Annotated in this window: 23 protein-coding genes, 1 pseudogene and 2 riboswitches; of the genes and pseudogenes, 15 read left to right on the top strand and 9 right to left on the bottom strand. The window is 38.2% G+C overall.

Going from position 1 to position 21990, the window contains the following annotated elements; genetic code table 11:
• Positions 1–13 precede the first annotated feature (13 nt).
• Both J7E67_RS26690 and J7E67_RS26685 read right to left on the bottom strand, forming a co-directional pair.
• The gene (locus J7E67_RS26690) at positions 14–1075 is read right to left on the bottom strand and encodes a M24 family metallopeptidase (RefSeq protein WP_214713135.1); all 1062 of its coding nucleotides are present in this window, start codon (positions 1073–1075) and stop codon (positions 14–16) included.
• Positions 1076–1154: 79 nt separating this feature from the next.
• On the bottom strand, positions 1155–1652 hold the full coding sequence (locus tag J7E67_RS26685; protein WP_214713136.1) for a YqhR family membrane protein: 498 nt from the start codon (positions 1650–1652) through the stop codon (positions 1155–1157).
• A gap of 285 nt (positions 1653–1937) precedes the next feature.
• On the opposite strand from J7E67_RS26685, the gene J7E67_RS26680 reads away from it, so the two are divergent.
• A complete protein-coding gene (locus tag J7E67_RS26680; protein ID WP_214713137.1) occupies positions 1938–2882 on the top strand; it encodes a DUF1385 domain-containing protein in 945 nt (314 codons plus the stop codon).
• 57 nt (positions 2883–2939) lie between these two features.
• Positions 2940–3335 carry an SA1362 family protein gene (locus J7E67_RS26675; protein ID WP_308160437.1) on the top strand — a complete coding sequence of 132 codons (396 nt, stop codon included), beginning with the start codon at positions 2940–2942 and terminating at the stop codon, positions 3333–3335.
• A 36-nt stretch (positions 3336–3371) separates the two neighbouring features.
• Here J7E67_RS26675 and J7E67_RS26670 read toward each other — a convergent pair whose 3' ends face one another.
• From J7E67_RS26670 to J7E67_RS26655, 4 genes are all read right to left on the bottom strand, one after another.
• Positions 3372–4256, bottom strand: a complete 885-nt coding sequence (locus J7E67_RS26670; RefSeq protein ID WP_214733183.1) for a patatin-like phospholipase family protein — start codon at positions 4254–4256, stop codon at positions 3372–3374.
• Positions 4257–4416: 160 nt separating this feature from the next.
• Positions 4417–4866, bottom strand: coding sequence for a C40 family peptidase (locus tag J7E67_RS26665; protein ID WP_251027024.1), 450 nt, complete (start codon positions 4864–4866; stop codon positions 4417–4419).
• 221 nt (positions 4867–5087) lie between these two features.
• Positions 5088–7646, bottom strand: a complete 2559-nt coding sequence (locus J7E67_RS26660; protein WP_214713140.1) for a vitamin B12-dependent ribonucleotide reductase — start codon at positions 7644–7646, stop codon at positions 5088–5090.
• A gap of 342 nt (positions 7647–7988) precedes the next feature.
• Positions 7989–8825, bottom strand: a complete 837-nt coding sequence (locus J7E67_RS26655; protein WP_214713141.1) for a lipoate--protein ligase family protein — start codon at positions 8823–8825, stop codon at positions 7989–7991.
• A gap of 193 nt (positions 8826–9018) precedes the next feature.
• Here J7E67_RS26655 and J7E67_RS26650 point away from each other — a divergent pair, with 193 nt between their 5' ends.
• On the top strand, positions 9019–9402 hold the full coding sequence (locus tag J7E67_RS26650; protein WP_168245059.1) for a rhodanese-like domain-containing protein: 384 nt from the start codon (positions 9019–9021) through the stop codon (positions 9400–9402).
• 101 nt (positions 9403–9503) lie between these two features.
• On the opposite strand, the gene gcvPB is transcribed toward J7E67_RS26650, so the two are convergent.
• The 3 genes from gcvPB to gcvT are packed head-to-tail and all read right to left on the bottom strand — an operon-like array spanning position 9504 to position 13428.
• On the bottom strand, positions 9504–10964 hold the full coding sequence (gcvPB, locus tag J7E67_RS26645) for an aminomethyl-transferring glycine dehydrogenase subunit GcvPB (protein WP_214713142.1): 1461 nt from the start codon (positions 10962–10964) through the stop codon (positions 9504–9506).
• Positions 10957–12303: an aminomethyl-transferring glycine dehydrogenase subunit GcvPA gene (gene gcvPA, locus J7E67_RS26640; RefSeq protein ID WP_214713143.1), complete on the bottom strand. Its 1347-nt coding sequence runs from the start codon at positions 12301–12303 to the stop codon at positions 10957–10959. The genes gcvPB and gcvPA overlap by 8 nt, the downstream gene beginning before the upstream one ends.
• Positions 12304–12321: 18 nt before the next feature.
• Positions 12322–13428, bottom strand: a complete 1107-nt coding sequence (gene gcvT / locus J7E67_RS26635; RefSeq protein WP_214713144.1) for a glycine cleavage system aminomethyltransferase GcvT — start codon at positions 13426–13428, stop codon at positions 12322–12324.
• Between the two features lie 86 nt (positions 13429–13514).
• Positions 13515–13594: riboswitch (glycine riboswitch) on the bottom strand.
• A 3-nt stretch (positions 13595–13597) separates the two neighbouring features.
• Positions 13598–13685, bottom strand: a riboswitch (glycine riboswitch).
• Positions 13686–13862: 177 nt separating this feature from the next.
• Here gcvT and J7E67_RS26630 point away from each other — a divergent pair.
• From J7E67_RS26630 to J7E67_RS26575, 12 genes and pseudogenes are all read left to right on the top strand, one after another.
• Positions 13863–15551 carry a DEAD/DEAH box helicase gene (locus tag J7E67_RS26630; protein WP_214713145.1) on the top strand — a complete coding sequence of 563 codons (1689 nt, stop codon included), beginning with the start codon at positions 13863–13865 and terminating at the stop codon, positions 15549–15551.
• Entirely contained in the window at positions 15529–16320 is a 792-nt protein-coding gene (locus tag J7E67_RS26625) for a YqhG family protein (RefSeq protein WP_214713146.1), read from the top strand. The genes J7E67_RS26630 and J7E67_RS26625 overlap by 23 nt, the downstream gene beginning before the upstream one ends.
• A 127-nt stretch (positions 16321–16447) precedes the next feature.
• A complete protein-coding gene (comGA, locus tag J7E67_RS26620; RefSeq protein ID WP_088088960.1) occupies positions 16448–17530 on the top strand; it encodes a competence type IV pilus ATPase ComGA in 1083 nt (360 codons plus the stop codon).
• Positions 17511–18548, top strand: coding sequence for a competence type IV pilus assembly protein ComGB (gene comGB, locus J7E67_RS26615; protein ID WP_308161482.1), 1038 nt, complete (start codon positions 17511–17513; stop codon positions 18546–18548). The genes comGA and comGB overlap by 20 nt, the downstream gene beginning before the upstream one ends.
• A gap of 20 nt (positions 18549–18568) precedes the next feature.
• Positions 18569–18889, top strand: a complete 321-nt coding sequence (gene comGC, locus J7E67_RS26610; protein WP_282599550.1) for a competence type IV pilus major pilin ComGC — start codon at positions 18569–18571, stop codon at positions 18887–18889.
• The gene (comGD, locus tag J7E67_RS31950; RefSeq protein WP_214713147.1) at positions 18889–19329 is read left to right on the top strand and encodes a competence type IV pilus minor pilin ComGD; all 441 of its coding nucleotides are present in this window, start codon (positions 18889–18891) and stop codon (positions 19327–19329) included. Before comGC ends, comGD begins: the two co-directional genes overlap by 1 nt.
• Positions 19330–19339: 10 nt before the next feature.
• Positions 19340–19651, top strand: a complete 312-nt coding sequence (locus J7E67_RS26600; RefSeq protein ID WP_214713148.1) for a hypothetical protein — start codon at positions 19340–19342, stop codon at positions 19649–19651.
• Positions 19599–20075, top strand: a complete 477-nt coding sequence (comGF, locus tag J7E67_RS26595) for a competence type IV pilus minor pilin ComGF (RefSeq protein WP_251027023.1) — start codon at positions 19599–19601, stop codon at positions 20073–20075. The genes J7E67_RS26600 and comGF overlap by 53 nt, the downstream gene beginning before the upstream one ends.
• Positions 20072–20458, top strand: a complete 387-nt coding sequence (comGG, locus tag J7E67_RS26590) for a competence type IV pilus minor pilin ComGG (protein WP_214713149.1) — start codon at positions 20072–20074, stop codon at positions 20456–20458. The genes comGF and comGG overlap by 4 nt, the downstream gene beginning before the upstream one ends.
• 47 nt (positions 20459–20505) lie before the next feature.
• Positions 20506–20691, top strand: a complete 186-nt coding sequence (locus J7E67_RS26585; protein WP_088088967.1) for a YqzE family protein — start codon at positions 20506–20508, stop codon at positions 20689–20691.
• 228 nt (positions 20692–20919) lie between these two features.
• Positions 20920–21617: pseudogene (locus J7E67_RS26580) on the top strand (helix-turn-helix transcriptional regulator).
• An 84-nt stretch (positions 21618–21701) separates the two neighbouring features.
• A complete protein-coding gene (locus tag J7E67_RS26575; protein ID WP_088088969.1) occupies positions 21702–21944 on the top strand; it encodes a DUF2626 domain-containing protein in 243 nt (80 codons plus the stop codon).
• Positions 21945–21990 lie beyond the last annotated feature (46 nt).

Raw genomic sequence — 21990 nt, 5'->3', positions numbered from 1 at the left:
TCCTAAAAAATCATTACAGTATAATTAGTTCTTTTGTAGAATGTGTGAGTGCTTCGTTATGGTCCTTTGTAATCAATGTATCATCTTCAATCCGAACGCCGCCAAGACCTGGGATATAGATACCCGGCTCACATGTTACTACCATTCCAGGTTCTAATATTACCTCAGACTTCATCGATAGACCAGGGCCTTCATGTATCTCAAGTCCGATACCGTGCCCGGTTGAATGACCAAAGTATTCACCATAACCTTTTTCTGTTATGTAGTCTCGTGTTATTGCATCTGCTTGCTTCCCTGTCAAACCTGGTTTGATTCCAGCCATTCCAAGTAATTGGGCTTCAAGTACAACTTCATAAATTTCTTTAAGCTTCGCGTCTGGCTCTCCAATCGCAATTGTCCGCGTAATATCAGAAACATATCCATTGTAGTAACAGCCGTAGTCCATTGTTACAATGTCCCCTGCTTCAATGACCTTATCGCTAGCAACACCATGTGGAAGTGCTGAGCGATGACCAGAAGCAACGATTGTATCAAATGAAGAGGATGTGGCACCAGCTCTCCTCATAAAGAACTCTAACTCATTAGATACTTCTAATTCAGTTTTTCCTGGACCAATGAAGTCTAAAATATGTTTAAATGCAGCATCAGCAATATCAGCTGCTACCTTTAATATCTTAATCTCTGCATCAGTCTTTATCAAGCGTAACTTTTCGATTACACCAGAAAACGGAACAAGTTCAGCGTCAACTTCTTTATCATATAATTTAAAGGAGGAGTAGCTTAGAAAATCCTCTTCAAATCCCAGCTTTTGAATTCCAAGGTTCTTCACTTGTTGTGCAACTTCTTCAGGAATCGTTCCGGTTATTTTTATAATCTCGAAACCTTGGCATTGTTTAGTCGCTTGTTCAATATAGCGGAAATCCGTAAGAAACAAAGTTTTTTCCACACTAATTAAAACTACACCGGCAGAGCCAGTAAAGTTTGAAATATAGCGACGATTATATGGGCTAGTGATCAAAATTCCATCAATTCCAAGTGTTGAAAAATTAGATCTTAGTTTTTCTATTTTTCCCATTGCTCTCCACTCTCCTTTTCAAATCCATATGAGGACAAAAATATTTTATCACAACCTACTTCATCCGACTAATCGTAACTTAGGAGGACTCCTCTTTCACTTGCTCGTTATTATTTTGATACTCATAATTTATGGAATATCCAATAAAGATTCCATATACGATATAAATACAAATGGATGTAATGATCGTATCTCTTTTTAGATCAAAAAATGGTTTAATACCTGGAAATAGTGGATTTAGAATAAAGAACACCACCAAAAACAATACAATTCCATAGCCAAGCCCAAACCAAAACCCTGTAAATTTCCTCAGCACTGCATAGTAAATAAATGCTGCTACCACGGAACATATTCCAATTAAAATAATGGAAATGACGGTCCCCAGCCATTCGTATTTCCAATGCCCTAGTGCCCATGGCTCTAGAATGACATTGGGACGAATTTCTGTAAAACTTAAGTAGGACGCTATGCAGCCAATCAATCCCCAAAACAGACCTCCAAATAAACCCGTCCAAAATACCATTACCGAAAAGGACATGGGCTTAGGATAATTTCCTAGTTTCTTCTCAATCGCCATTGTAACAACCTCCGTTTACTTTCTGTTTATTCGGGAAGTGCCCTTTTTGCTGTTATATATACTTGATATGCTGTCCTATAATTGGGACAACAAAAGGCCATAATAAATTCCATTTCTTATTATGTCCTTTGGTATTCAATCCCTTACATATAAAAAAACTTTTTAATTGGAAATATTATGTCATTCCTAGAGGTTTTTTTGTTTTTCTAGTAGAATAGAATTAAGTACATACAGATTTTATCTTTCAGCTGTTGTGCAACTATAGATTAGGTTGGTGTAAAGTATATGTCCAATTCTCAAAAACCCGTTTATGGCGGCCAAGCGGTTGTCGAAGGTGTTATGTTTGGCGGAAAACATCATTATGTTACCGCGGTACGCAGGAAGGATCAATCTGTTGAATATTTTCATTTGCCTCGTAAAGCAAATCCTTATTTTACAATCCTAAAGAAAATCCCATTTCTGCGAGGGATTATCGCAATTATTGAGTCGAGTGCAAATGGATCGAAACATTTAAACTTCTCGACGGAAAGATTTGATGTGGATCCAAAGGAAGATGAAATCATAAAAGAAAAAGAAGTCTCTAAATTGACCATGTACCTTGGTGTTGCTGCAATTGGTGTTATTTCATTTTTATTTGGTAAATTTGCTTTTACGCTGATCCCTGTGTTCCTTGCAGTTTTGACAAAACCAATTTTTCCATCGCATTTTGCTCAAGTGTTAGTGGAAGGTTTTTTTAAACTAATTTTATTAATTTCCTATATTTATTTTGTTTCACTTACTCCATTGATAAAAAGGGTGTTTCAATATCATGGCGCCGAACATAAAGTAATAAATACCTTTGAAGCTGGGGTTGAGTTAACCGTTGAAAATGTGCAGGCTCATTCCCGTCTGCATTACCGCTGTGGCAGTAGTTTCATCCTATTTACAGTCTTTGTTGGTGTTTTTGTCTATATGCTGGTACCTTCAACTCCGCTTTGGTTACGGGTGGTCGACCGGCTCCTCTTAATTCCTGTGGTTTTGGGTATTGCTTTTGAAATCCTTCAATTAACTAATAAACTTAGAGATATTCCAGTTTTAAAGTATCTAGGTTTTCCTGGTCTTTGGCTGCAACTAATAACAACGAAGGAACCACAAAATGATCAAGTCGAAGTGGCAATACTTTCTTTTAACGAATTATTAAGAAGAGAAAAGGAATCTGAGTACTCGGTTAAAAGCGAAGAAATTGTCTAAATTCTTGTTTTATCGTGTTTAAAAGAATAAAAAAATGCTTAAGATGCTCTTAGGGAGGTGGCTTTCTTGAAAAATCGGACATTTGTTAATGTTGTTGTTGGGGGACTTATCATTCTTGCTTTACTTGGCCTTGTTGGTTCATTTACAGCTAATCCGGCCGGTTTCATTCAGAGAATAGCTGTCATCGCATTGATTGTTCTAGCCGTTTATTTCCTAGTACGGAAGTTTTCCAAATCAAACCCTCAGAAAAAAGAGCAGCGTGCATTTCTTAAAGCCGCCAAAAAATCAAAAAAACGATTACAGCAAAAGGGTGGAGACTCAACTGTAAAAACCTCCTCTCTTGGGACGCTAGCATCATTAAAGAAGAGCAACCAGACAAAAAAGAAATCTCCTGCTCACTTAACTGTTATCGACGGCAAAAAGGGTAAAAAGAAAAATCGAGCGTCTCTATAGGCGCTCGATTTTCTTTTTACCCTAGTCTAATCCCTATTAATATCCCCATGTCTTCAAAAATTGTTTTGCTCTCTCTTTTCCTAGATCGAACAACTCATGTTTCTTTTCCTCTGTTAAATGAAATTCTGTTGATAACACACCCTCGGTCGGTATAAAGATAATGTTCTTTACATGTTTTTTAGAAATGTACCTAGAATCGTGTGCATCCTTCATCGTCTCAAATAGGGCTCCAAATAGTTGAATCGCATTTTTTATTTTATGTTTTTCAGTTTCATATTCACTTGGGCTTAATTTAATACCGAGGACAGGTCTTACCTTTTGTGCATTTTCCTTATCAAAAAGCCACATAGGAAAATTGCTTAGGACCCCGCCATCAACTAAAATGTTCATTCCATCCATTGTACGCATTTTAACAGGTTCAAAGAAATATGGGATACTGCAGCTGATTCTAATCGCTTTTGCGATTGGAAATGAACCAGGTGAAATGCCGTATCTTTGTAAGTCATCAGGTAAAACAATCATTTGCCCATTTGATAGGTCTGATGCAATTACTCGAAGTGCCTTCGGGGGCAAATCAGCGAATGTTCTTAACCCTTTGGCTTCAAGTTTCTTACAAATCCATTTTTCAAGTTCATTGCCTTTATAAAGTCCTAGCTTCCAATAGACAAACAGCCATTTTGCAAAAGGGAAAGGGATAATTGATTTGCGGGCATCCATTATTTTTGAGAGATCCAACTCGTCGACCAATTGGAAGATTTCTTTACTTGTGTAGCCAGCGGCAATTAATGCTGCAACAATCGATCCTGCACTCGTTCCCGCCACTCTGACAAATCGTAAACCTTTACTTTCTATTTCTTCGCAGGCTCCAATAAGTGCAAACCCTTTTATTCCTCCTCCAGAAAAAACGCCGTCTATATACATGGCAGCCACTCCCAAAGATGTACTCGTTTTTACATCTTTAAGCGGTTATTTTAATAAATAGTACAAAGGACAAGTAGAAAATTTATTATATATAAAAAAGAACATCGTCATTAAACGATGTTCTTGGTCAATAACTATATTGAAAACGCTTAACTTTTCATTAAAATCGCTTTGCTCCAATGTATCTTGGTTTCCAGTAACTGTTGCTTGTATATGTGATTGAAACTCCTTTTGAAGATGAAGCCTGAATCATTTTGCCGCTACCAATATAAATTGCAACGTGGCTCGGTCTGCTAGCCTTATTCGGTGCAAAGAACATTAAGTCTCCTGCTTTTAAAGCGCTAACACGATATCCTTGTTTGTAATACATATCAGCAGCCGTCCGTGGCAATACTTTTCCAGCTTTACCGTAAGAATACTTAACCAAACCAGAGCAGTCGAAACCATTAGGTGTTAATCCACCCCATCTATATGGAACACCAAGATTTGCTTTTGCTACTGAGATTGCTTTTGTATGGTAATAGGCCGCTTCCGCTTTATCACCCATAGTGGTAAACAATGAACTTAGAATAATTGTCATAGCCATGGTTGCAATGATTTTTTTCAACATATTGTTTAATCCCCCTGTGTGCTTCGTTACTCATAATATACAAAAAAAGAGTAACATGGACGTAACAGGTAGATTACAGTTATATTACAAGTTTCGACTTCGTTCTACTTCAATTAGCAAAATATGCTGCATATGATGCAGTATAGTGTAACTTTCAGGGACGGATATTGACCTTGATAAACAAAAAAAGGGGGATTTTCTCCCCCTCTAAAAAATACGTATTATAAACCACATTTTAATTGAGCGCCGCAGTTTGCACAGGTATTGCAGCCACCCATTTCTTTTACTTTTCCAGTCCGGCAGACTGGGCAAGTGTTACCTACTTCAGAGCCGATCGTTACACTTGTTGAGCGGAGTTCACTGATTGTATCAACAAGGACAACATGCTGCTTCGGTTTTTCATTAAAAATTGATAATTGTTCATTGGTGTTTTCTTCAGCTTTTAGTGTTAGTACCTGAGAATCGCGTGAACCATCAACATAAACAGTTCCACCTTTTGCCCCGCCGCGGTACAAACGCTGATAAACTTTTTCGACCTGCTCTACACTATAACCTTTTGGTGCGTTGACAGTTTTACTGATAGAACTATCTATCCAGCGCTGGATGACACATTGAACATCCGCATGGGCTTCAGTTGAAAGCTCCATCGATGTAACAAACCAGTGAGGAAGATTGTTTTCATCTGCTTCTGGGTGCTGGTCCAAGTATTCTTTCACAATATCCGCTTTAACTTCGATAAATTTACCGAGGCGTCCACTACGGAAATAAGAGAATGAGAAATAAGGCTCAAGTCCGGTGGAAACTCCAACCATGGTCCCTGTGGATCCAGTTGGTGCCACAGTTAGTAAATGGGAATTTCTAATTCCGTTTTCTAAAATAGATTGGCGGATATCATCGGGCATTTTTTTCATAAACCCTGTATTTATGAAGGCCTGTCTTAATCGATTGGTTTCTGATGTTGTTTCACCAGTTAAGAATGGGAAACTTCCCTTCTCTTTTGCCAATTCAATTGATGTTCTGTATGCAGTAGTTGCAATTATTTCAAATACTTGATCAACGAGTTCGTTTCCTTCTGGTGATCCATACTTCGTTTCACAATAAATCAGCATGTCATGCAAGCCCATGACTCCAAGCCCCACACGTCTTTCACCAAGAGCCTGTTTTTTATTTTCTTCAAGGAAATACGGGGTTGCGTTGATGACATTATCCTGCATCCGTACGCCCACAGCTACTGTTTTCTTAAGCTTTTCAAAATCAACAGTTTTTGTGTCCTTATCAGCCATCTCAGCGAGATTGACAGCTGCAAGATTACAGACGGAAAATGGTGCGAGAGGCTGCTCTCCACATGGATTTGTTGCAACGACTTGTTGTCCATATGCTTTTGCATTAGTCATGTCGTTTGCGTTATCGATAAAAAATATTCCCGGTTCAGCTGAGTAGGTCGCGCAAATATTGATTAGGTTCCAAAGTTCTTTTGCTTTGAACTTTTTGTATACTCGTACTTTATGCCCTTGTTTTTCCCACTCGCGAACGTCACCAACTTTATGCCATTCTTGGTTGTAAATACCCATTTCCTCTTGATCATATTGTTCAACATACGGGAAGCGGAGTTCATAGTCACTATCGGTTTCTACAGCATCCATAAATTCCTTTGTTAAACAGACAGAGATGTTCGCACCTGTAAGGAATTCTGAATTGTGGACAGTGTAATTACCGCCAGTTAATAATTTCTCTTCTGCATCTGCGATAATGTTTTCATCAAATCCACCAAACCCAGGAATGTTTTTATAATTTACAATTCCTTGGTACATTGCAGTTTCCCTTAAAGTTAGAGGGGTGAACTTTAGCTTGTCTTTAGCAAGTTTTTTAATCGTTTCATCATTTGTATTTTCAATCAAGAATCGTAGAATTCTAGGATTTTGCATCTTAGAAATAATAAATTCAATAATGTCTGGATGCCAATCGGCCAACATGATCATCTGAGCTCCGCGTCTTGATCCGCCTTGCTCAACCAAATGAGTCAATTTCGCAATATCATCCAACCATGAAACCGATCCAGATGATTTACCATTGACGCCTCTAGCTAGTGTATTTCTCGGTCTCAGCGTCGAGCCATTTGTTCCAACACCGCCGCCACGGCTCATAATCTCCATTACTTGCTTACGATGATCAGAGATACCTTCACGAGAGTCAGGAACAAACGGCATTACATAGCAATTAAAGTATGTTACATCAGTATCTGCCCCAGCTCCGTAAAGAACACGACCTGCTGGAATGAAGTTCATGTTAACAAGCTCTTGATAAAACCTCTCAGTCCATTCTCTTCGCTTCTCTTCCGTCTTTTCTACAGAAGCAAGACCAGTAGCATTACGCTTCGCAATTTGCTCATAGAAGAGCTCCAAAGGCTTCTCAATTACATCTAAGGATCTGACTATCACACCCGTACTAGCTTCTTCAGGATCATCGAGTACTCCCCTGAATTCCTCTTCGACTAAAACTTTCGCTTTTTTCTTTTCCCAGTCTATTTCCATAATGTAACCAAGACCACGAGCTGGAAATTTCGGATCTTCTTTAATAGTTAAAACAACAAAGTCGCCGTTTGTAAGAGTAATTTTTGCATTATCTTTAAAGGTATAGCGGTCCAACATGACCAAACGAGAAACACCCTTGTGAGTTATTTTCATATCTGGGGTAACTGGATGCACCTGGGGGAATAATTGAATATCCTCATTCAACCTTTCAAAATCAATATTCATTGTTTGTCTAAAAACTACAGACATTAGAACAACTCCTTCTTAAATAAAAATGCACCTATTGTGCTAAATCTAGCAGGTTTACGCTATATCTAGTTGGTTTGTATTTTTAGGTTATCATAGCCCACCTGAATAAATCAACTAAATATCAATATATAGTACCGAAAATATTTTCGACACCACTATATATTGTATGTCAAGCAAACTATAATTATTTTGTCAAACTCAAAAAATAATAGATTTAAAAGTAATCAATAGCTTTTAATAGATTTTCGTCAGAAAACAGGAAAATTCAACAAATTTCGCAGGTTGCTTCTTTACATTAATCGTCAAGGCAACAAAAAAAGACGGCGAATTCGCCGCTTCAAATTATCTTTTAAAATTCCATTCATCACTTTCATAGCGATCTTTTGCAATCTTTTCAACATAAGCTAGTTCTTCCTCAGTTAATTGATAAGTTTCAAGCTCAATATTTAGACCCTCAGCAAAGCCTTTATAAAAAGCTTCCTTTGCTTCCTCAAGTGAAATTCTTCTTGGACTAATGTTGTTGATCGCAACCGCTTTATCCTTAAATGCTTTTCTCATTCGTTCCTTAACTCTCTCACTTGGATATTTAAATAAACTAAATAGCTTATCTTCATCTAAATCTAACAGAATGGAGCCGTGCTGTAGAATTACTCCCTTTTGTCTCGTTTGTGCACTTCCGGCAACCTTCCTGCCTTCCACCACAAGCTCATACCAGCTTGGAGCATCAAAGCATACAGCAGAGCGAGGGTTTTTCAAAGCATCCCGTTCTTCTGCTGTTTTTGGGACAGCAAAATATGCCTCAAGTCCTAAATGGTGAAAACCTTTTAAAATTCCTTCAGATATTACACGGTATGCCTCTGTAACAGAATTAGGCATTTCTGGATGTTCCTCAGAAACGATGACACTATAGGTAAGTTCATGCTCGTGCAGAACTCCACGTCCTCCTGTAGGTCTTCTTACGAAACCTAATTGGTGTGCCTTAACTGCTTCCATATCAATTTCTTTCTCTACTTTTTGAAAATATCCTACTGATAGCGTTGCCGGATCCCAGCCATAGAAACGAATCACTGGAGGAAATTTCCCTTCACTATGCCAATCGAGTAACGCTTCATCTAAAGCCATATTAAAAGATGGTGAACTATTTCCAGTATCAATAAAACGCCAAACTTCTTTTTTCATTCTAAAACCTCATTTTTTTATAATTATCTCGTGCTTAAGTCTACCAAAATCTGATATAGATTCAAAATAAGATGTTTCTGCTATAATTATTTAGGTAATATCAAAAGATTTTTTTGCATTCATCTTTATCTTTATCGAATTGACTTATATAATAAATACTAGTGCAGGAAAGCTTGAAAGGAGCAAAAAGAAATTGAGTTCACTTTATCCATTATTAATCATTATTGTAGCAGTTATCATTTATTCCGTTTTTACATTTTTCTATCAGAAAAGAATTGTTAAAACGGTAACAGAAGAAGAGTTCCGTGCGGGGTACAGAAAGGCACAACTAATAGATGTTCGTGAATCAAATGAATTCGAAGGCGGCCATATTTTAGGAGCACGTAATATCCCAATGTCGCAAATGAAAATGCGTATGAAAGAAATTCGTTCTGATATGCCAGTATATTTGTATTGCCAAAGTGGAATGCGCAGTGCACGTGCAGCCCAATTCTTACACCGAAAAGGCTATCGAGACCTTACTCAGCTACAAGGCGGGTTCAAAAAATGGTCAGGTAAAGTAAAAACTAAGAAATAAGAAATCATTTAAGGTTCCGGATTCGGAGCCTTTTTTAATTTCAAAAACTGCTACACAAGATAAAAGGTCAGATTATTTTTCGAATCTGACCTTTCATTTTATTAAGCTTCTTGGTATTTCAAAACTGGTTTACGGGCTGCTTTTGTTTCGTCCATCCGGCCGACCACTGTTGTATGTGGTGCTTCTTGAACGATTTCTGGATTTTCTTCCGCTTCTTTAGCGATTTGGATCATAATATCGATGAACGAATCCAGTGTCTCTTTTGATTCGGTCTCAGTCGGTTCAATCATAATACACTCTTCCACATTTAATGGGAAGTAAATGGTTGGTGGGTGGTAGCCAAAATCAAGCAGACGTTTCGCAATATCCAATGTACGAACGCCTAGTTTTTTCTGACGTCTTCCACTGAGTACAAATTCATGCTTGCAATGTCTATCAAATGGTAGATCATAATATTCAGCAAGCCTTCTCATCATGTAGTTCGCATTTAATACAGCGTACTCTGTTACCGCTTTTAAGCCATCTGGTCCCATTGAGCGAATGTATGTGTAAGCACGAACATTGATCCCGAAGTTTCCGTAATATGGCTTCACACGGCCAATTGATTGCGGGCGGTCATAATCAAGGACATATTCTTCGCCTTGCTTTGTGATAATCGGCTTCGGTAAGAACGGGATAAGGTCTGCCTTCACCCCGACAGGACCGGAACCAGGACCACCGCCTCCATGTGGGCCAGTGAATGTTTTATGAAGATTTAAGTGAACAACATCAAATCCCATATCCCCAGGTCTTGCTTTTGAAAGAACGGCGTTTAGGTTTGCTCCATCATAATAAAGCTTACCACCTGCTTCATGGACAATTTCAGCCAATTCAAGAATGTTTTCTTCAAATAGTCCAAGCGTATTCGGGTTGGTTAACATTAATGCAGCAGTATCTTCCCCAACAACCCTTCTTAAATCTTCAAGGTCGACAAGACCATGTTCATTTGATTTAACGGTAATTGTTTCTAGACCAGCAATCGTAGCAGAAGCTGGGTTCGTACCATGAGCAGAATCAGGGACGATTACTTTTGTACGGTTCATATCACCGTTAGCCTCATGATAAGCACGGATCATCATTAAACCTGTCCATTCCCCATGAGCCCCTGCGGCAGGTTGCAAGGTCACTTCGTCCATACCTGTTATTTCGATTAAATGCTCCTGCAAATCGTATAAAAGTTCAAGAGCACCTTGAACAGAGCTTTCATCTTGCAGCGGATGTACATGTGCAAATCCGTTAAAACGCGCTACATTTTCGTTGATTTTCGGATTATATTTCATCGTACACGAGCCTAGTGGATAGAATCCTGAATCGACGCCATGATTTCTCCTCGAGAGGGCAGTGTAGTGGCGCATAATATCAAGCTCCGAAACTTCAGGAAGTTCAGGCTCTTCTGTACGAAGGTAACCATCAGGAAGGAGACCACTGAGATCTAGTTCCGGTACATCCATTTCCGGCAGGCTGTAGCCGATGCGGCCTGGTGTGCTAAGTTCAAAAATGAGTGCCTGGTCTTGATTATGCATGGAAATCCCCCAATTCTTTCACTAGAGTATCAATTTCTTCCTTCGATCTTTGTTCTGTTACAGCAATCAGCATATGGTTAGCCAGTTCTGAATAATCACGACCTAAATCATAGCCCCCGATTATTCCTTTTTGTAAAAGGTTTTGGTTGATTTCTTTTACAGGCTTAGTTAATTTCACAACGAATTCATTGAAGGAATGGCCATCATAAACAACTTCAAAGCCAGCTTCCTTGAAAGCATTTTTCGCATAATGAGCTTTTTGCAAGTTGGCCGCAGCCATTTCCCTGACACCCTTTTTACCAAGTGCGGTCATCGCTACAGATGCAGCGAGGGCATTTAATGCCTGATTGGAGCAAATATTTGATGTCGCTTTATCACGTCGGATATGCTGTTCACGTGCTTGCAGTGTTAAGACAAAACCACGGCGCCCTTGGTCATCCGTTGTCTGTCCAACAAGACGGCCTGGAACTTTCCGCATTAACTTAGTAGTGACAGCAAAATATCCGCAGTGCGGTCCGCCAAAGGCAGTTGGGATCCCAAACGGCTGCGCATCACCAATAACGATGTCAGCACCAAATTTACCTGGAGGTGTTAATACCCCAAGGGAAAGTGGGTTACTTGAAACAACAAACATGGACTTATTTGCATGAATGATTTCCTCAAGCTCTTTTAACGGCTCGACTCGCCCAAAGAAGTTTGGATATTGGACGATAACGGCTGCAACATCTTCATTAACTAGTCCCTTTAATGCGTCTAGATCTGTTACACCATCTTTGACTGGTACTTCAATCACATTGAGGTACTGACCCTTTGCATAAGTTTTAAGAACATCACGTGATTCTGGATGTACAGCACTGGATACAACTATTGTTTTTCGTTTGGTATGGCCTGCACTAAGCATCGCTGCTTCAGCAAGTGCAGTTCCGCCATCATACATCGATGAGTTGGCAACATCCATTCCAGTTAACTCACAAATCATTGTTTGGAATTCAAAGATAGCTTGAAGTTCACCTTGTGAAATTTCTGGTTGATAAGGTGTATAAGCTGTATAAAATTCTGATCTAGAAATAACATGGTCGACAATTACAGGCATGTAATGGTCATAAACACCTGCACCTATAAAAGATACGTTTCTTTTCAGGTCAGCGTTCCGACTTGCCATCTTAAAAAGCTCTTTCATTAAGGCTGTTTCAGACTTTGCCGCTTTTATATTGTACTCACCCTTAAATCTTACTTTCTCAGGGATATCGCTAAACAGTTCATCAATAGAGGAAACACCAATTGCCTCAAGCATAGTCTTCTTATCTTGTTCAGTCATAGGTAAATAGCGATGTTTCATAAACCTAACTCCCTTCTGTTATTTCTTTTCTTTTTTATAAAAAGGTGTTGGAACTACAGTAGCTTTTAAACGTTTGCCGCGAATTTCAACTTCAACTTCGGATTCAAGACCCGCAAATTCTGCATTGATTAGGGCAAGACCAATATTCCTCTTTAACGTGGGTGATTGCGTTCCAGTTGTAACCTCACCAATTAACTGATCATCTTTATAAACAGGGTAGCCATGACGTGGAATCCCACGATCAATCATTTCGATTCCAACCAATTTTCTTGTTAAACCCTTTTCTTTTTGTTGGATTAACGCTTGTTTCCCGATAAAGTCATCTTCTTTGTTTAATTTCACAGCGAAGCCAATTCCAGCTTCAAGTGGTGAAATTTCTGGAGATAGTTCTTGACCATAAAGCGCTAAAACTGCTTCAAAGCGAAGTGTGTCGCGTGACCCTAATCCACATGGGATTACTCCATCTTCTTTACCTGCAGTTAAAATTTCTCTCCAAAGGTCCACAACATCTTCTGCATCGCAATACACTTCAAAGCCATCTTCACCAGTATAACCAGTTCTTGATACCAGTGCCTTTTTCCCATTTAGGATTACATCTTGTTGGAATTTGAAAAAGCCAATTTGGCTTAAATCATTATCTCCCGCAAGCTTTTGCAATACTTTTTCCGCAAGTGGTCCCTGGATAGCCAGCTGTGCTGTTTTTTCCGATAAGTTTTCTAAAGAGACATCACCAGTTAAATGGTCTTCAAGCCATTTGTAATCTTTTTCAATATTTGATGCGTTTACTACTAAAAGGTAATGATTGTCTTCAATTTTATATACAAGCAGGTCATCAACTGTACCGCCATTTTCATAACACATGGCGGTGTACTGGGCACCTCCATTTTTTACTTTTGAAATGTCATTAGTCAGCATTTTTTGTAAAAATGCTAAGCTATTAGTGCCTTTTACTTCTACTTCACCCATATGGGAAACATCAAATAATCCTGCACAAGAGCGAACAGCTTCATGCTCTTCTTTAATGCTAGAGAATTGGACCGGCAGTGCCCAACCACCAAAATCAATAGTTTTTCCACCCCATTCTTTATACACATCAAAAAGTGGAGTTCGTTTTAAATCAGACATTCTTAATCCCCCTTCAATCTTTGGCACAAATTATTCCTTGGAAAATTTAAAAAAGGACAGAAACCTCCTATGAAACGTAAGAAGGTCTCTGTCCTTGCACCTGAAAGTTTACCTAGAAAGGCTTTCCCCTTTGGTGGCTGCTTAAAGCTAGCAGCGCTCTCCAGAGCTGCGTCCTACAAGAGTTCTTTTGCCTGAGAGATTCACATTTCTGCTTGCTCCTTCGGCGCTACATAAGTAGTCTCTCCCCTTATAATCATTCGCATTATAATATTATCCAAATTGGTCATACTAATTATACTTATAAAATAAATTACTTTATTAAAATATTTAAAACATTCAAAGCTATTATCATCCTAACATTAAAATAATACATTGAGCAATAACTTTATTAGAAAAGAATAAAGCTGGAAATTGAACAAAAAGGAGCTGGAACCATGTCGATCGAAATTGAATTTGATTCCTCCTGGAAGGATGATTTTTTACATAGAATTGAAAACGATGGTCCATGGGGGAATTGGGAACTTTTTAAACTAGCAATTGGAGTTGAAAAACATCTCGTCATTCCAGATTTCAAGGGTTTATTGGCACCAAGCCATTTACCCAATCTAACCCCACTTCCTCACCAGCTTGAAACAGCAAAACAAGTAATTGAAAACATGAATGGGAAAGCCATCCTTGCCGATGAAGTAGGACTCGGAAAAACGATTGAGGCCGGGCTTATTCTAAAAGAATATATGATTCGCGGATTGGTGAAAAAGGTATTAATTCTTGTCCCTGCATCGTTAGTTACTCAATGGTCGATGGAGTTGAATAGCAAATTTTTCATTCCAGCCATTTCACAAAGAAAAAGTTATGTATGGGAACAATGTGATGTCGTCGTGTCGTCGATTGATACGGCCAAACGGAATCCACACCGAGACATCATTTTCAAGCAGGACTATGACCTAATTATCATTGATGAAGCCCATAAACTTAAAAATAACAAAACAAAAAACTACGAATTTGTCCAAAATCTGAAAAAGAAATTTTGTTTACTATTGACGGCAACACCCATTCAGAACCGTATCGAGGAAATTTTTAATCTGGTTTCATTATTAAAACCAGGACATTTAGGCAGCGAAACGACATTCTTTGAAAAATACAAACGAGATGCACGTTCATTAAATGATGATGAGCATTTAAAAGAATTAGTAAACAAGGTTATGATTCGGAACCGGCGGGCAGATACAGGCATTGAGTGGACGAAAAGGCATGTGGAAACCATTCCGATTGAATGCACTCAAGAGGAGAAAGATCTTTATGAGTCAATTACTGAATTAAAAAATGAGGGGAATTGGGCACAGGCAAGTTCATTCTCCGTAATGACATTACAGCGTGAGGCATGCAGCAGTAGAGAAGCAGTTTTTTATACATTAAAAAACATGCTGCAAAAAAAGGAAAATCCAACCCCAGCTTTCGAAGAACAAATTCAGTATTTAATAACAAAAGTCGAAGCTGTCCAGAAGAATTCAAAAGCGGAAAAAGCATTAGAATTAATTCAAAAAGTAAATGATAAAGTGATTATTTTTACAGAATACCGTGCAACACAAATGTACCTCCAATGGTATTTAAAACAGCATGGAATTTCATCTGTCCCTTTTCGGGGCGGCTTTAAGCGTGGAAAAAAGGACTGGATGAGAGAATTATTCCAAAAGCACGCTCAAGTCCTTATTGCAACTGAAGCAGGCGGTGAAGGTATTAACCTTCAATTTTGTAATCATATAATTAACTTTGATTTGCCATGGAATCCAATGAGGCTCGAACAACGAATTGGTCGTATCCATCGTCTGGGCCAGGAAAAGGATGTCATGATTTATAATTTTGCGATAAAAAATACTGTCGAAGAACATATTTTGAAGCTTCTTTATGAGAAAATACATTTATTTGAAAAAGTAATTGGTGAACTTGACGATATATTAACAAAGTTGGAATTTGGCAATATAGAAGACCATTTAATCGATATTTTTGGACAATCCTCATCCGAAGGCGAAATGCGAATTAAAATGGAAAATTTATCATCAATGATTGAATTTGCTCAGGACATGAAGAAGGGAGATTCACATGCAGCAGCAGGAAATTCATAACTTTTTATTGAACTATTTTCAGGCTAATGACTGTGCAATTGTGGCGAATAGCCCAGGCTATTTGACTGTTCAATTAACAGTTGAACTTGATAAGGAATTAATGAATCGGCCTTTTTACTGGCACTATTTAGAAAAAACGGGCGGAATTCCAAACCCGATGAAGTTAACATTTATTACGAACCAAGATGCCGCTCCTGAAAATATAAAGGGGGAAATCATTCATTTTGGTTCACCTCGGCTTCATCAAATTTTTACTTCGGCGAAAAATTTAGCCAGCTATATCCGACTTTATGAAAATCATCGGAATCAAAACAAGCAAACTCCTTTACTACCATGGCTTTGTATGAATGTTAAGATCTCCTATCAATGTGACCGTAAGCGGGATATTTTCAAATCAATCGGCTTACAACTCATTAACGGAAAAATGGTTGAAGATTTCCATGACAGACTGCTTGAAATACCGTTAACACCAAAAATACCTGATTACTCCTTTACTTTGTCACCTTTAGTGAAACCTCAAAGCGGGATGATGAGAGTTGAAACCTATCTTACATCCATAATTGAGAAGGATGACCACTCTTGGGCAATAGATGCTCGAGAACGTTGGGATAAAGATTTACGCCTCTTGAATCATTTTTACGAAGATGTTGAAGATGAAAATGAAAACTTTGAAACCGAAAAAATGGCTCTACAGGAACAGTACGAACCAAAAATCTCCATATCCTTCATCAATGGCGGCCTCTTTTATCTAACTGAAAAAGCAATATAAGGGACAGGGTGTCAGGCACCATGTGAAATTTTCACATGGTGCCTGACACCCTTAAAAATATTTTTGAAAATAAAGAAGGATAAGGAGGAACCTTGTCGAATATTATCCAAAGAAAAATGAAAAGGCGGTGGTACTTATTGTTAGCGAGATAGAAATTTTAGCAAATCGAATCATTACAGATGCTGCACGAAACCAGGCAACAGATATTCACATTATCCCAAGGAAGAGGGACACACTCGTCCAAATCCGACTAACCAACAAGTTAATTCCTCGATTATCCCTTCCAAAAGACGAATGCGACAGATTAATCTCACATTTTAAATTCACAGCCAATATGGATATCGGAGAAAGAAGACGACCACAAAGTGGATCCATTTTTTGTGAAGTTGACGGAAATTTAATGGGGCTCAGGCTTTCCACACTCCCTTCTAATAACAGAGAGAGCCTTGTCATCCGGCTATTACCACAGCAAGAACAAATTCCTTTTCACCAACTTTCACTCTTCCCAGCAATGACCCGAAAACTACTTGCCCTTCTCAAACACGCTCATGGATTAATAATTTTTACCGGGCCGACGGGCAGCGGAAAAACGACTACTCTCTATTCCCTTTTAAATGAAACCGCCCACTTATTTCATCGTAATGTCATTACACTCGAAGATCCCATTGAAAAAAACTATGACTCAGTCCTGCAGATCCAAGTCAATGAAAAAGCAGGCGTCACCTATGCAGCCGGATTAAAGGCAATTCTTCGACATGATCCTGACATTATCATGGTCGGTGAAATTAGAGATGCTGAGACGGCAAAGATTGCGGTAAGGGCTGCATTAACAGGCCATCTAGTGCTTTCCACGATGCATACCCGTGATGCGAAGGGAGCGGTTTATCGCCTGCGTGAGTTTGGAGTGAATTGGTTAGAGGTCGAGCAGACACTTATTGCCATAACTGCCCAAAGGTTGGTTGAACTTACCTGCCCTTTTTGCGAAGGAGAATGTTCACCTATTTGTTATTCCTATGGCAGATGGAAACGCGCCAGTGTATTTGAACTTTTATCCGGACGAAATTTACACGCAGTAATGAAAGCTGCTCAAGGAGAAAAAATAGAAATTCGTTACCGAATGATAAAAGATGTAATTAATAAGGGCATTGCCCTTGGATATATTCAAGAATCTGAATATGAACGATTGGTATATGACGATGAAACGGTCTAAATGGTCAGTGAATGAACAAGCAAATTTCCTGAGAAGAACTGCTGAACTATTGGCAAGGGGGTATCCAATTGCTCTAGCAATTGAATCCATAGCATTACAATTACCGTCAAAACGAAAGGAGGATTTAAATGGTTGTTTAGAAGAGTTGAAAAAGGGTTTACCGTTTCATGATGCATTAAATAATCTTGGTTTCAACAAAGACTTAGTCGGTTATGTCTATTTTGCGGAGCAACATGGCAGCTTTGCTGATGCTCTGTTAGAAGGAAGTGATCTTGCCCTATTAAAAGATAAAGACGTACACAAGTTGATCAAGTTGCTTCAGTATCCAATGGTGCTTTTAGTTATTACAGGTTTTCTATTTATTTTTATAGAAAATACATTGCTGCCAAGGTTCACCACCCTTTTTTCATCACTTGGTCTGGAAGCAAATTTTTTCACAAATGTCATTTATGCTTTTGATCAATACTTCCCAACTGTTATCGGTACCCTGCTTCTGATCCTAATTATGGGAGCCGCTTATTATCTTCTCTTTTTTAGAAAACTCTCCGTCCTAAAACAAAGGTCACAACTTGTTCGAATACCTTTTGTTGGCAGGATCCTCAAATTGCTGTTTACCCACTACTTTTCCATTCAACTTAGCTTTCTCTTATCCGGTGGATTATCAGTTTCCGAATCCTTACAACTATTTGAACAGAATCTCAGGCATCCTTTTTACAGTCACTTAGCTAAAACGATTAAAACTAAGCTAATTACCGGAGAAAAGTTGGAGACAATTTTAGCGTCTCTGTCGTTTTTCGAAAAAGAATTTCCGATGATTGTAAAACACGGCCAAGAAAATGGAAAATTGGAGCAGGAGTTATTATTTTTCAGTAAGCATTGTGTCACTAACATGGAGGAAATGATAGAAAAACGGTTAACAACCATCCAGCCAATTCTTTACATTTTTATTGGATTCATGGTGGTTTCGATGTATTTAGCGATTCTGTTACCCATGTTTCATCTACTGGACGGCATTTAAAAAAATGGAGGTTAATAAAAATGATGAAAAATGAAAAAGGCTTTACTTTAATTGAAATGATGATCGTCATGCTCGTAATTTCGGTCTTGTTAATTATCACAATTCCAAACGTTGCCAAACATAATTCTAACATCAACAATAAAGGCTGTGATGCCTATGTTAAAATGGTCCAGGCACAAGTTCAGGCTTATGAAATGGATAAGAATAAAGTACCAACTATCGCGGAACTAAAAGCAGAAGGATATATTAAGGGGGACGCTAAAGGTTGTCCAAACGGAAAGACAGTTGAAATAGACTCTGAAGGTACTGTAACAGCTGTTGCATCAGTAACCACTCCATAATGAATACGCATCAAAAAGGCTTCACTTTAATTGAGTCCTTATTAGTTCTCTCCATCTTCATGATTATCTCCTCAATTACAGTTTTCTCCTTAAAACCACAGCACTCAGTAATGGAGGATGAGGCCTTTTTAATCCAATTAAAAGCCGACCTATATTATGCTCAACAATATGCTATCTCCCATCATGATGAAGTATCCATTGTTTTTGTTCCAGATCAATATAGGTATTATCTGTATTTGTGGCCGGCACCAACGCCGATCGTCAATCGAAAGTACAGTACAAATATTTATCTCAAAGAAGGTTCTCTCCCCTTATATTTGAAATTCCTAAGCGACGGAAACGTAAACCAGTTTGGAAATTTTTTTATCCAAACAAAAAATAAAACATATGTTATTACCTTTTTAATTGGAAAGGGTCGGTTCTATGTTAAGGAGTTCTAGAGGATTTTTTTTGCTTGAACTGCTACTTTCTTTATCTGCCTGGTTAATGCTTGGTTTATTTTTACTGCCTTTATTGATCGAACTAAGAGATCAATCACGCCAATTAGAATGGGAGAGCAAGGCGAGGCAGCTGATGTATGAGGAACTACAGACCAAATTAATCAGTAATAAAACATTTTCAAATTACACTTCCATTTTGAATGGAGTTGAATACCAAATCACATGGAAAGACACCGGAGCAGCTGACCAAAAGGAGGTGTGTGTAAGAATTGAAAAAAATTCATTACAGCCTGAAACCGAAATTTGTGGGCCCCTTGAATGAAAAAGCATTTACGCTCATCGAGGTACTAATTGCTTTTTCAATTTTTACGACGATTATTTTCTTTATGACACCTGTTTTTCAAATTATCCTGACTAATAAGGACACTGAGGCATCGTTACAGGCAATGGAATGGGAAGTTTTTTCGAGCCAAATCAAAAAAGAAATAAAGCAGTCCACTCGTGCCGAAGTGATTTCCGGAAGGTTAATTCTAACGAAGGATACTGGAACCATTCAATATGAAAAGTACGGTACTAATCTTAGGAGACGTGTGAATTCAACTGGTCATGAAATAATCCTCCAAAATGTTTCACAATATTCGTTCGCCATTTTAAACAATGCAGTCAAAACCATCGTAACGGATCTATGGGGAAAAGAATACTCAGTTACAGCTTTTCCATTAGTAAATTCGGGGCCAGTCCCATGAAAAATAATGAAAAAGGCTTCACTTACCCACTTACCTTGTGCCTGATCATCATTTTTTTATTATTTTTCTCGGTACGTATTGAACAATTGTTATCCGAAAGAAAAATGGCACATGAAACGGCTATCATCCTCCAAGAGGAGTACTATTTTCTATCGTCGGTAAAAAAAGTTGAAGTAATATTTCAAAAGAGTGGGATCTTACCTGTCAAGGGAACAATTAGTTTTGTTAACGGCACCATGGATTACCAAGCTGAAACTCCTACTGGGTATGTCCAAAAAGTCAATTTTACTCTCCACCTCCATGCTGTTGACAAAACAGTCATTGGACGGGGATATTTTGATACAAGGACAAAGAGATTAAGTAAATGGGTCGAATTAAAATGAAGAAATATGGACATACTTGTTTATGAAAATTAAAGGCAGGTGTGTCCATGAAAACAAACGACTATGTGAAATATATGACCCAAACCATCGTGAAATACGCAGACCAACCGAAGGATGAACGAAAACGAATTCGTACAGCTCGAAAAGAAACAAAAGCTTCTTTTTGGTATCGCTGGTTCGGAATTCTACCCTACATCGTTTATTTTGAAGTCAAAAAAAGACGAAAATTGTAACGAGCGGATGCTGGGTCTGCTTCGTTATTTTTCCAAAAAACTATATTTCTGCTATTGACAAGATATTATTAATGAATTTAGGCTATTTTTTTATTATATTGTTACAATATAAAGTCGCAAATTGTGAACATTTTCTAAACATATAGTGTTAACATTGTTAACCACATTCCCATGTTAAAATGGCTGTATTATAATGGAATAAATTATGGGGGTCCGAGGTGAACAGTGATGGAACAAACATTAAAAATAACAAACGTTTTGTCAGATCCAACACGGTACTATATTTATCAATACATTACAAAACGTCATCAAGAAGTAACCGTTCAAGAGGTGGCGGAAAATTTTAATATTCATCCGAATGTAGCAAGATTGCATTTATCAAAGCTTGAAGATGTAAATATGTTAGCATCCGAAACCAAGAAAACAGGTAAGGGCGGCAGACCAAGTAGATTATATCGTTTATCTGACGATGTAATCCAGCTGCATTTCCCGTTTCGCGACTACATGCTTTTATCCAAAGTCGCACTCCAAACAATGATTTCGCTTGGAGAAGCAGGAAAGCAAGCCCTTTATCTAACAGGAAAACGATTTGGTACAGAAGTGATTGAACAAGAAAAGGCAAAAAGAGCATTTGGTGAGGAATTAGAATTTGAGCAAAAGCTAACAATATTAAAAAGCGCTGCAACGCTTGCAGGTTTTTATCCAGAATTTGAGCAAACGGTGAAAAAACAAAAATCTATTTTCAAATTTTCAATTGTCCATTTAAAGAAGTGGCAGAAGAACATTCGGAAACAGTTTGCAGTATGCACCATGAATTTCTAATGGGAATGTTTGGAGCACTATTTGAATCCGTTGAGTTGATTGAAAAAGAAAATATTATTTCTGGCTGCGAAACTTGTTCATATCAAGCGCTGGTTACAAACTAATTCGAAACCATTATTTACATTATGCCTCCTTTTCCTTATAATATTGTAATGATGGTATCGTAGGGTAAAAGGAGGGGGATACATATGGATCGCATGTTCAGAGTTTGTGGTTTCTGGACGGGCATTTTTACAGTTATGTTTTATCTAGGTGATATGGATAAAACGGCAATGCTATTCTTAGCCCAAACAGGTTTTTTCGTTCTGCTTAGCTATCTTAAATTATCCGAGCGCATGTATTTGTGGGTATTCGGAGCATATTTAACAGTTTTCTTCGCAGGTTTCACTTATTGGACTACGTTCATGATGGTGCCTGGTGCAGGTCATTGAGAAACATTTAGAAAAAACGTCGGTATTAGACTGTCCTAGTGATTTG

This window comes from Bacillus sp. ISL-46 (assembly GCF_018613205.1).
This window is presented reverse-complemented; position numbering and strand designations above follow the sequence as displayed.

What these genes read in the sequence shown, in the direction of transcription:
- comGB (WP_308161482.1), top strand. Translation starts at nt 17,511, where the DNA reads ATGACGATGAAACGGTCTAAATGGTCAGTGAATGAACAAGCAAATTTC.
- comGD (WP_214713147.1), top strand. Translation starts at nt 18,889, where the DNA reads ATGAATACGCATCAAAAAGGCTTCACTTTAATTGAGTCCTTATTAGTT.
- gcvPB (WP_214713142.1), bottom strand. Translation starts at nt 10,964, where the DNA reads ATGCATAATCAAGACCAGGCACTCATTTTTGAACTTAGCACACCAGGC.
- J7E67_RS26665 (WP_251027024.1), bottom strand. Translation starts at nt 4,866, where the DNA reads ATGTTGAAAAAAATCATTGCAACCATGGCTATGACAATTATTCTAAGT.
- J7E67_RS26685 (WP_214713136.1), bottom strand. Translation starts at nt 1,652, where the DNA reads ATGGCGATTGAGAAGAAACTAGGAAATTATCCTAAGCCCATGTCCTTT.
- J7E67_RS26690 (WP_214713135.1), bottom strand. Translation starts at nt 1,075, where the DNA reads ATGGGAAAAATAGAAAAACTAAGATCTAATTTTTCAACACTTGGAATT.
- comGG (WP_214713149.1), top strand. Translation starts at nt 20,072, where the DNA reads ATGAAAAATAATGAAAAAGGCTTCACTTACCCACTTACCTTGTGCCTG.
- J7E67_RS26660 (WP_214713140.1), bottom strand. Translation starts at nt 7,646, where the DNA reads ATGTCTGTAGTTTTTAGACAAACAATGAATATTGATTTTGAAAGGTTG.
- J7E67_RS26585 (WP_088088967.1), top strand. Translation starts at nt 20,506, where the DNA reads ATGAAAACAAACGACTATGTGAAATATATGACCCAAACCATCGTGAAA.
- J7E67_RS26630 (WP_214713145.1), top strand. Translation starts at nt 13,863, where the DNA reads ATGTCGATCGAAATTGAATTTGATTCCTCCTGGAAGGATGATTTTTTA.
- J7E67_RS26655 (WP_214713141.1), bottom strand. Translation starts at nt 8,825, where the DNA reads ATGAAAAAAGAAGTTTGGCGTTTTATTGATACTGGAAATAGTTCACCA.
- J7E67_RS26670 (WP_214733183.1), bottom strand. Translation starts at nt 4,256, where the DNA reads ATGTATATAGACGGCGTTTTTTCTGGAGGAGGAATAAAAGGGTTTGCA.
- gcvT (WP_214713144.1), bottom strand. Translation starts at nt 13,428, where the DNA reads ATGTCTGATTTAAAACGAACTCCACTTTTTGATGTGTATAAAGAATGG.
- gcvPA (WP_214713143.1), bottom strand. Translation starts at nt 12,303, where the DNA reads ATGAAACATCGCTATTTACCTATGACTGAACAAGATAAGAAGACTATG.
- J7E67_RS26680 (WP_214713137.1), top strand. Translation starts at nt 1,938, where the DNA reads ATGTCCAATTCTCAAAAACCCGTTTATGGCGGCCAAGCGGTTGTCGAA.
- J7E67_RS26575 (WP_088088969.1), top strand. Translation starts at nt 21,702, where the DNA reads ATGGATCGCATGTTCAGAGTTTGTGGTTTCTGGACGGGCATTTTTACA.
- comGC (WP_282599550.1), top strand. Translation starts at nt 18,569, where the DNA reads ATGATGAAAAATGAAAAAGGCTTTACTTTAATTGAAATGATGATCGTC.
- J7E67_RS26625 (WP_214713146.1), top strand. Translation starts at nt 15,529, where the DNA reads ATGCAGCAGCAGGAAATTCATAACTTTTTATTGAACTATTTTCAGGCT.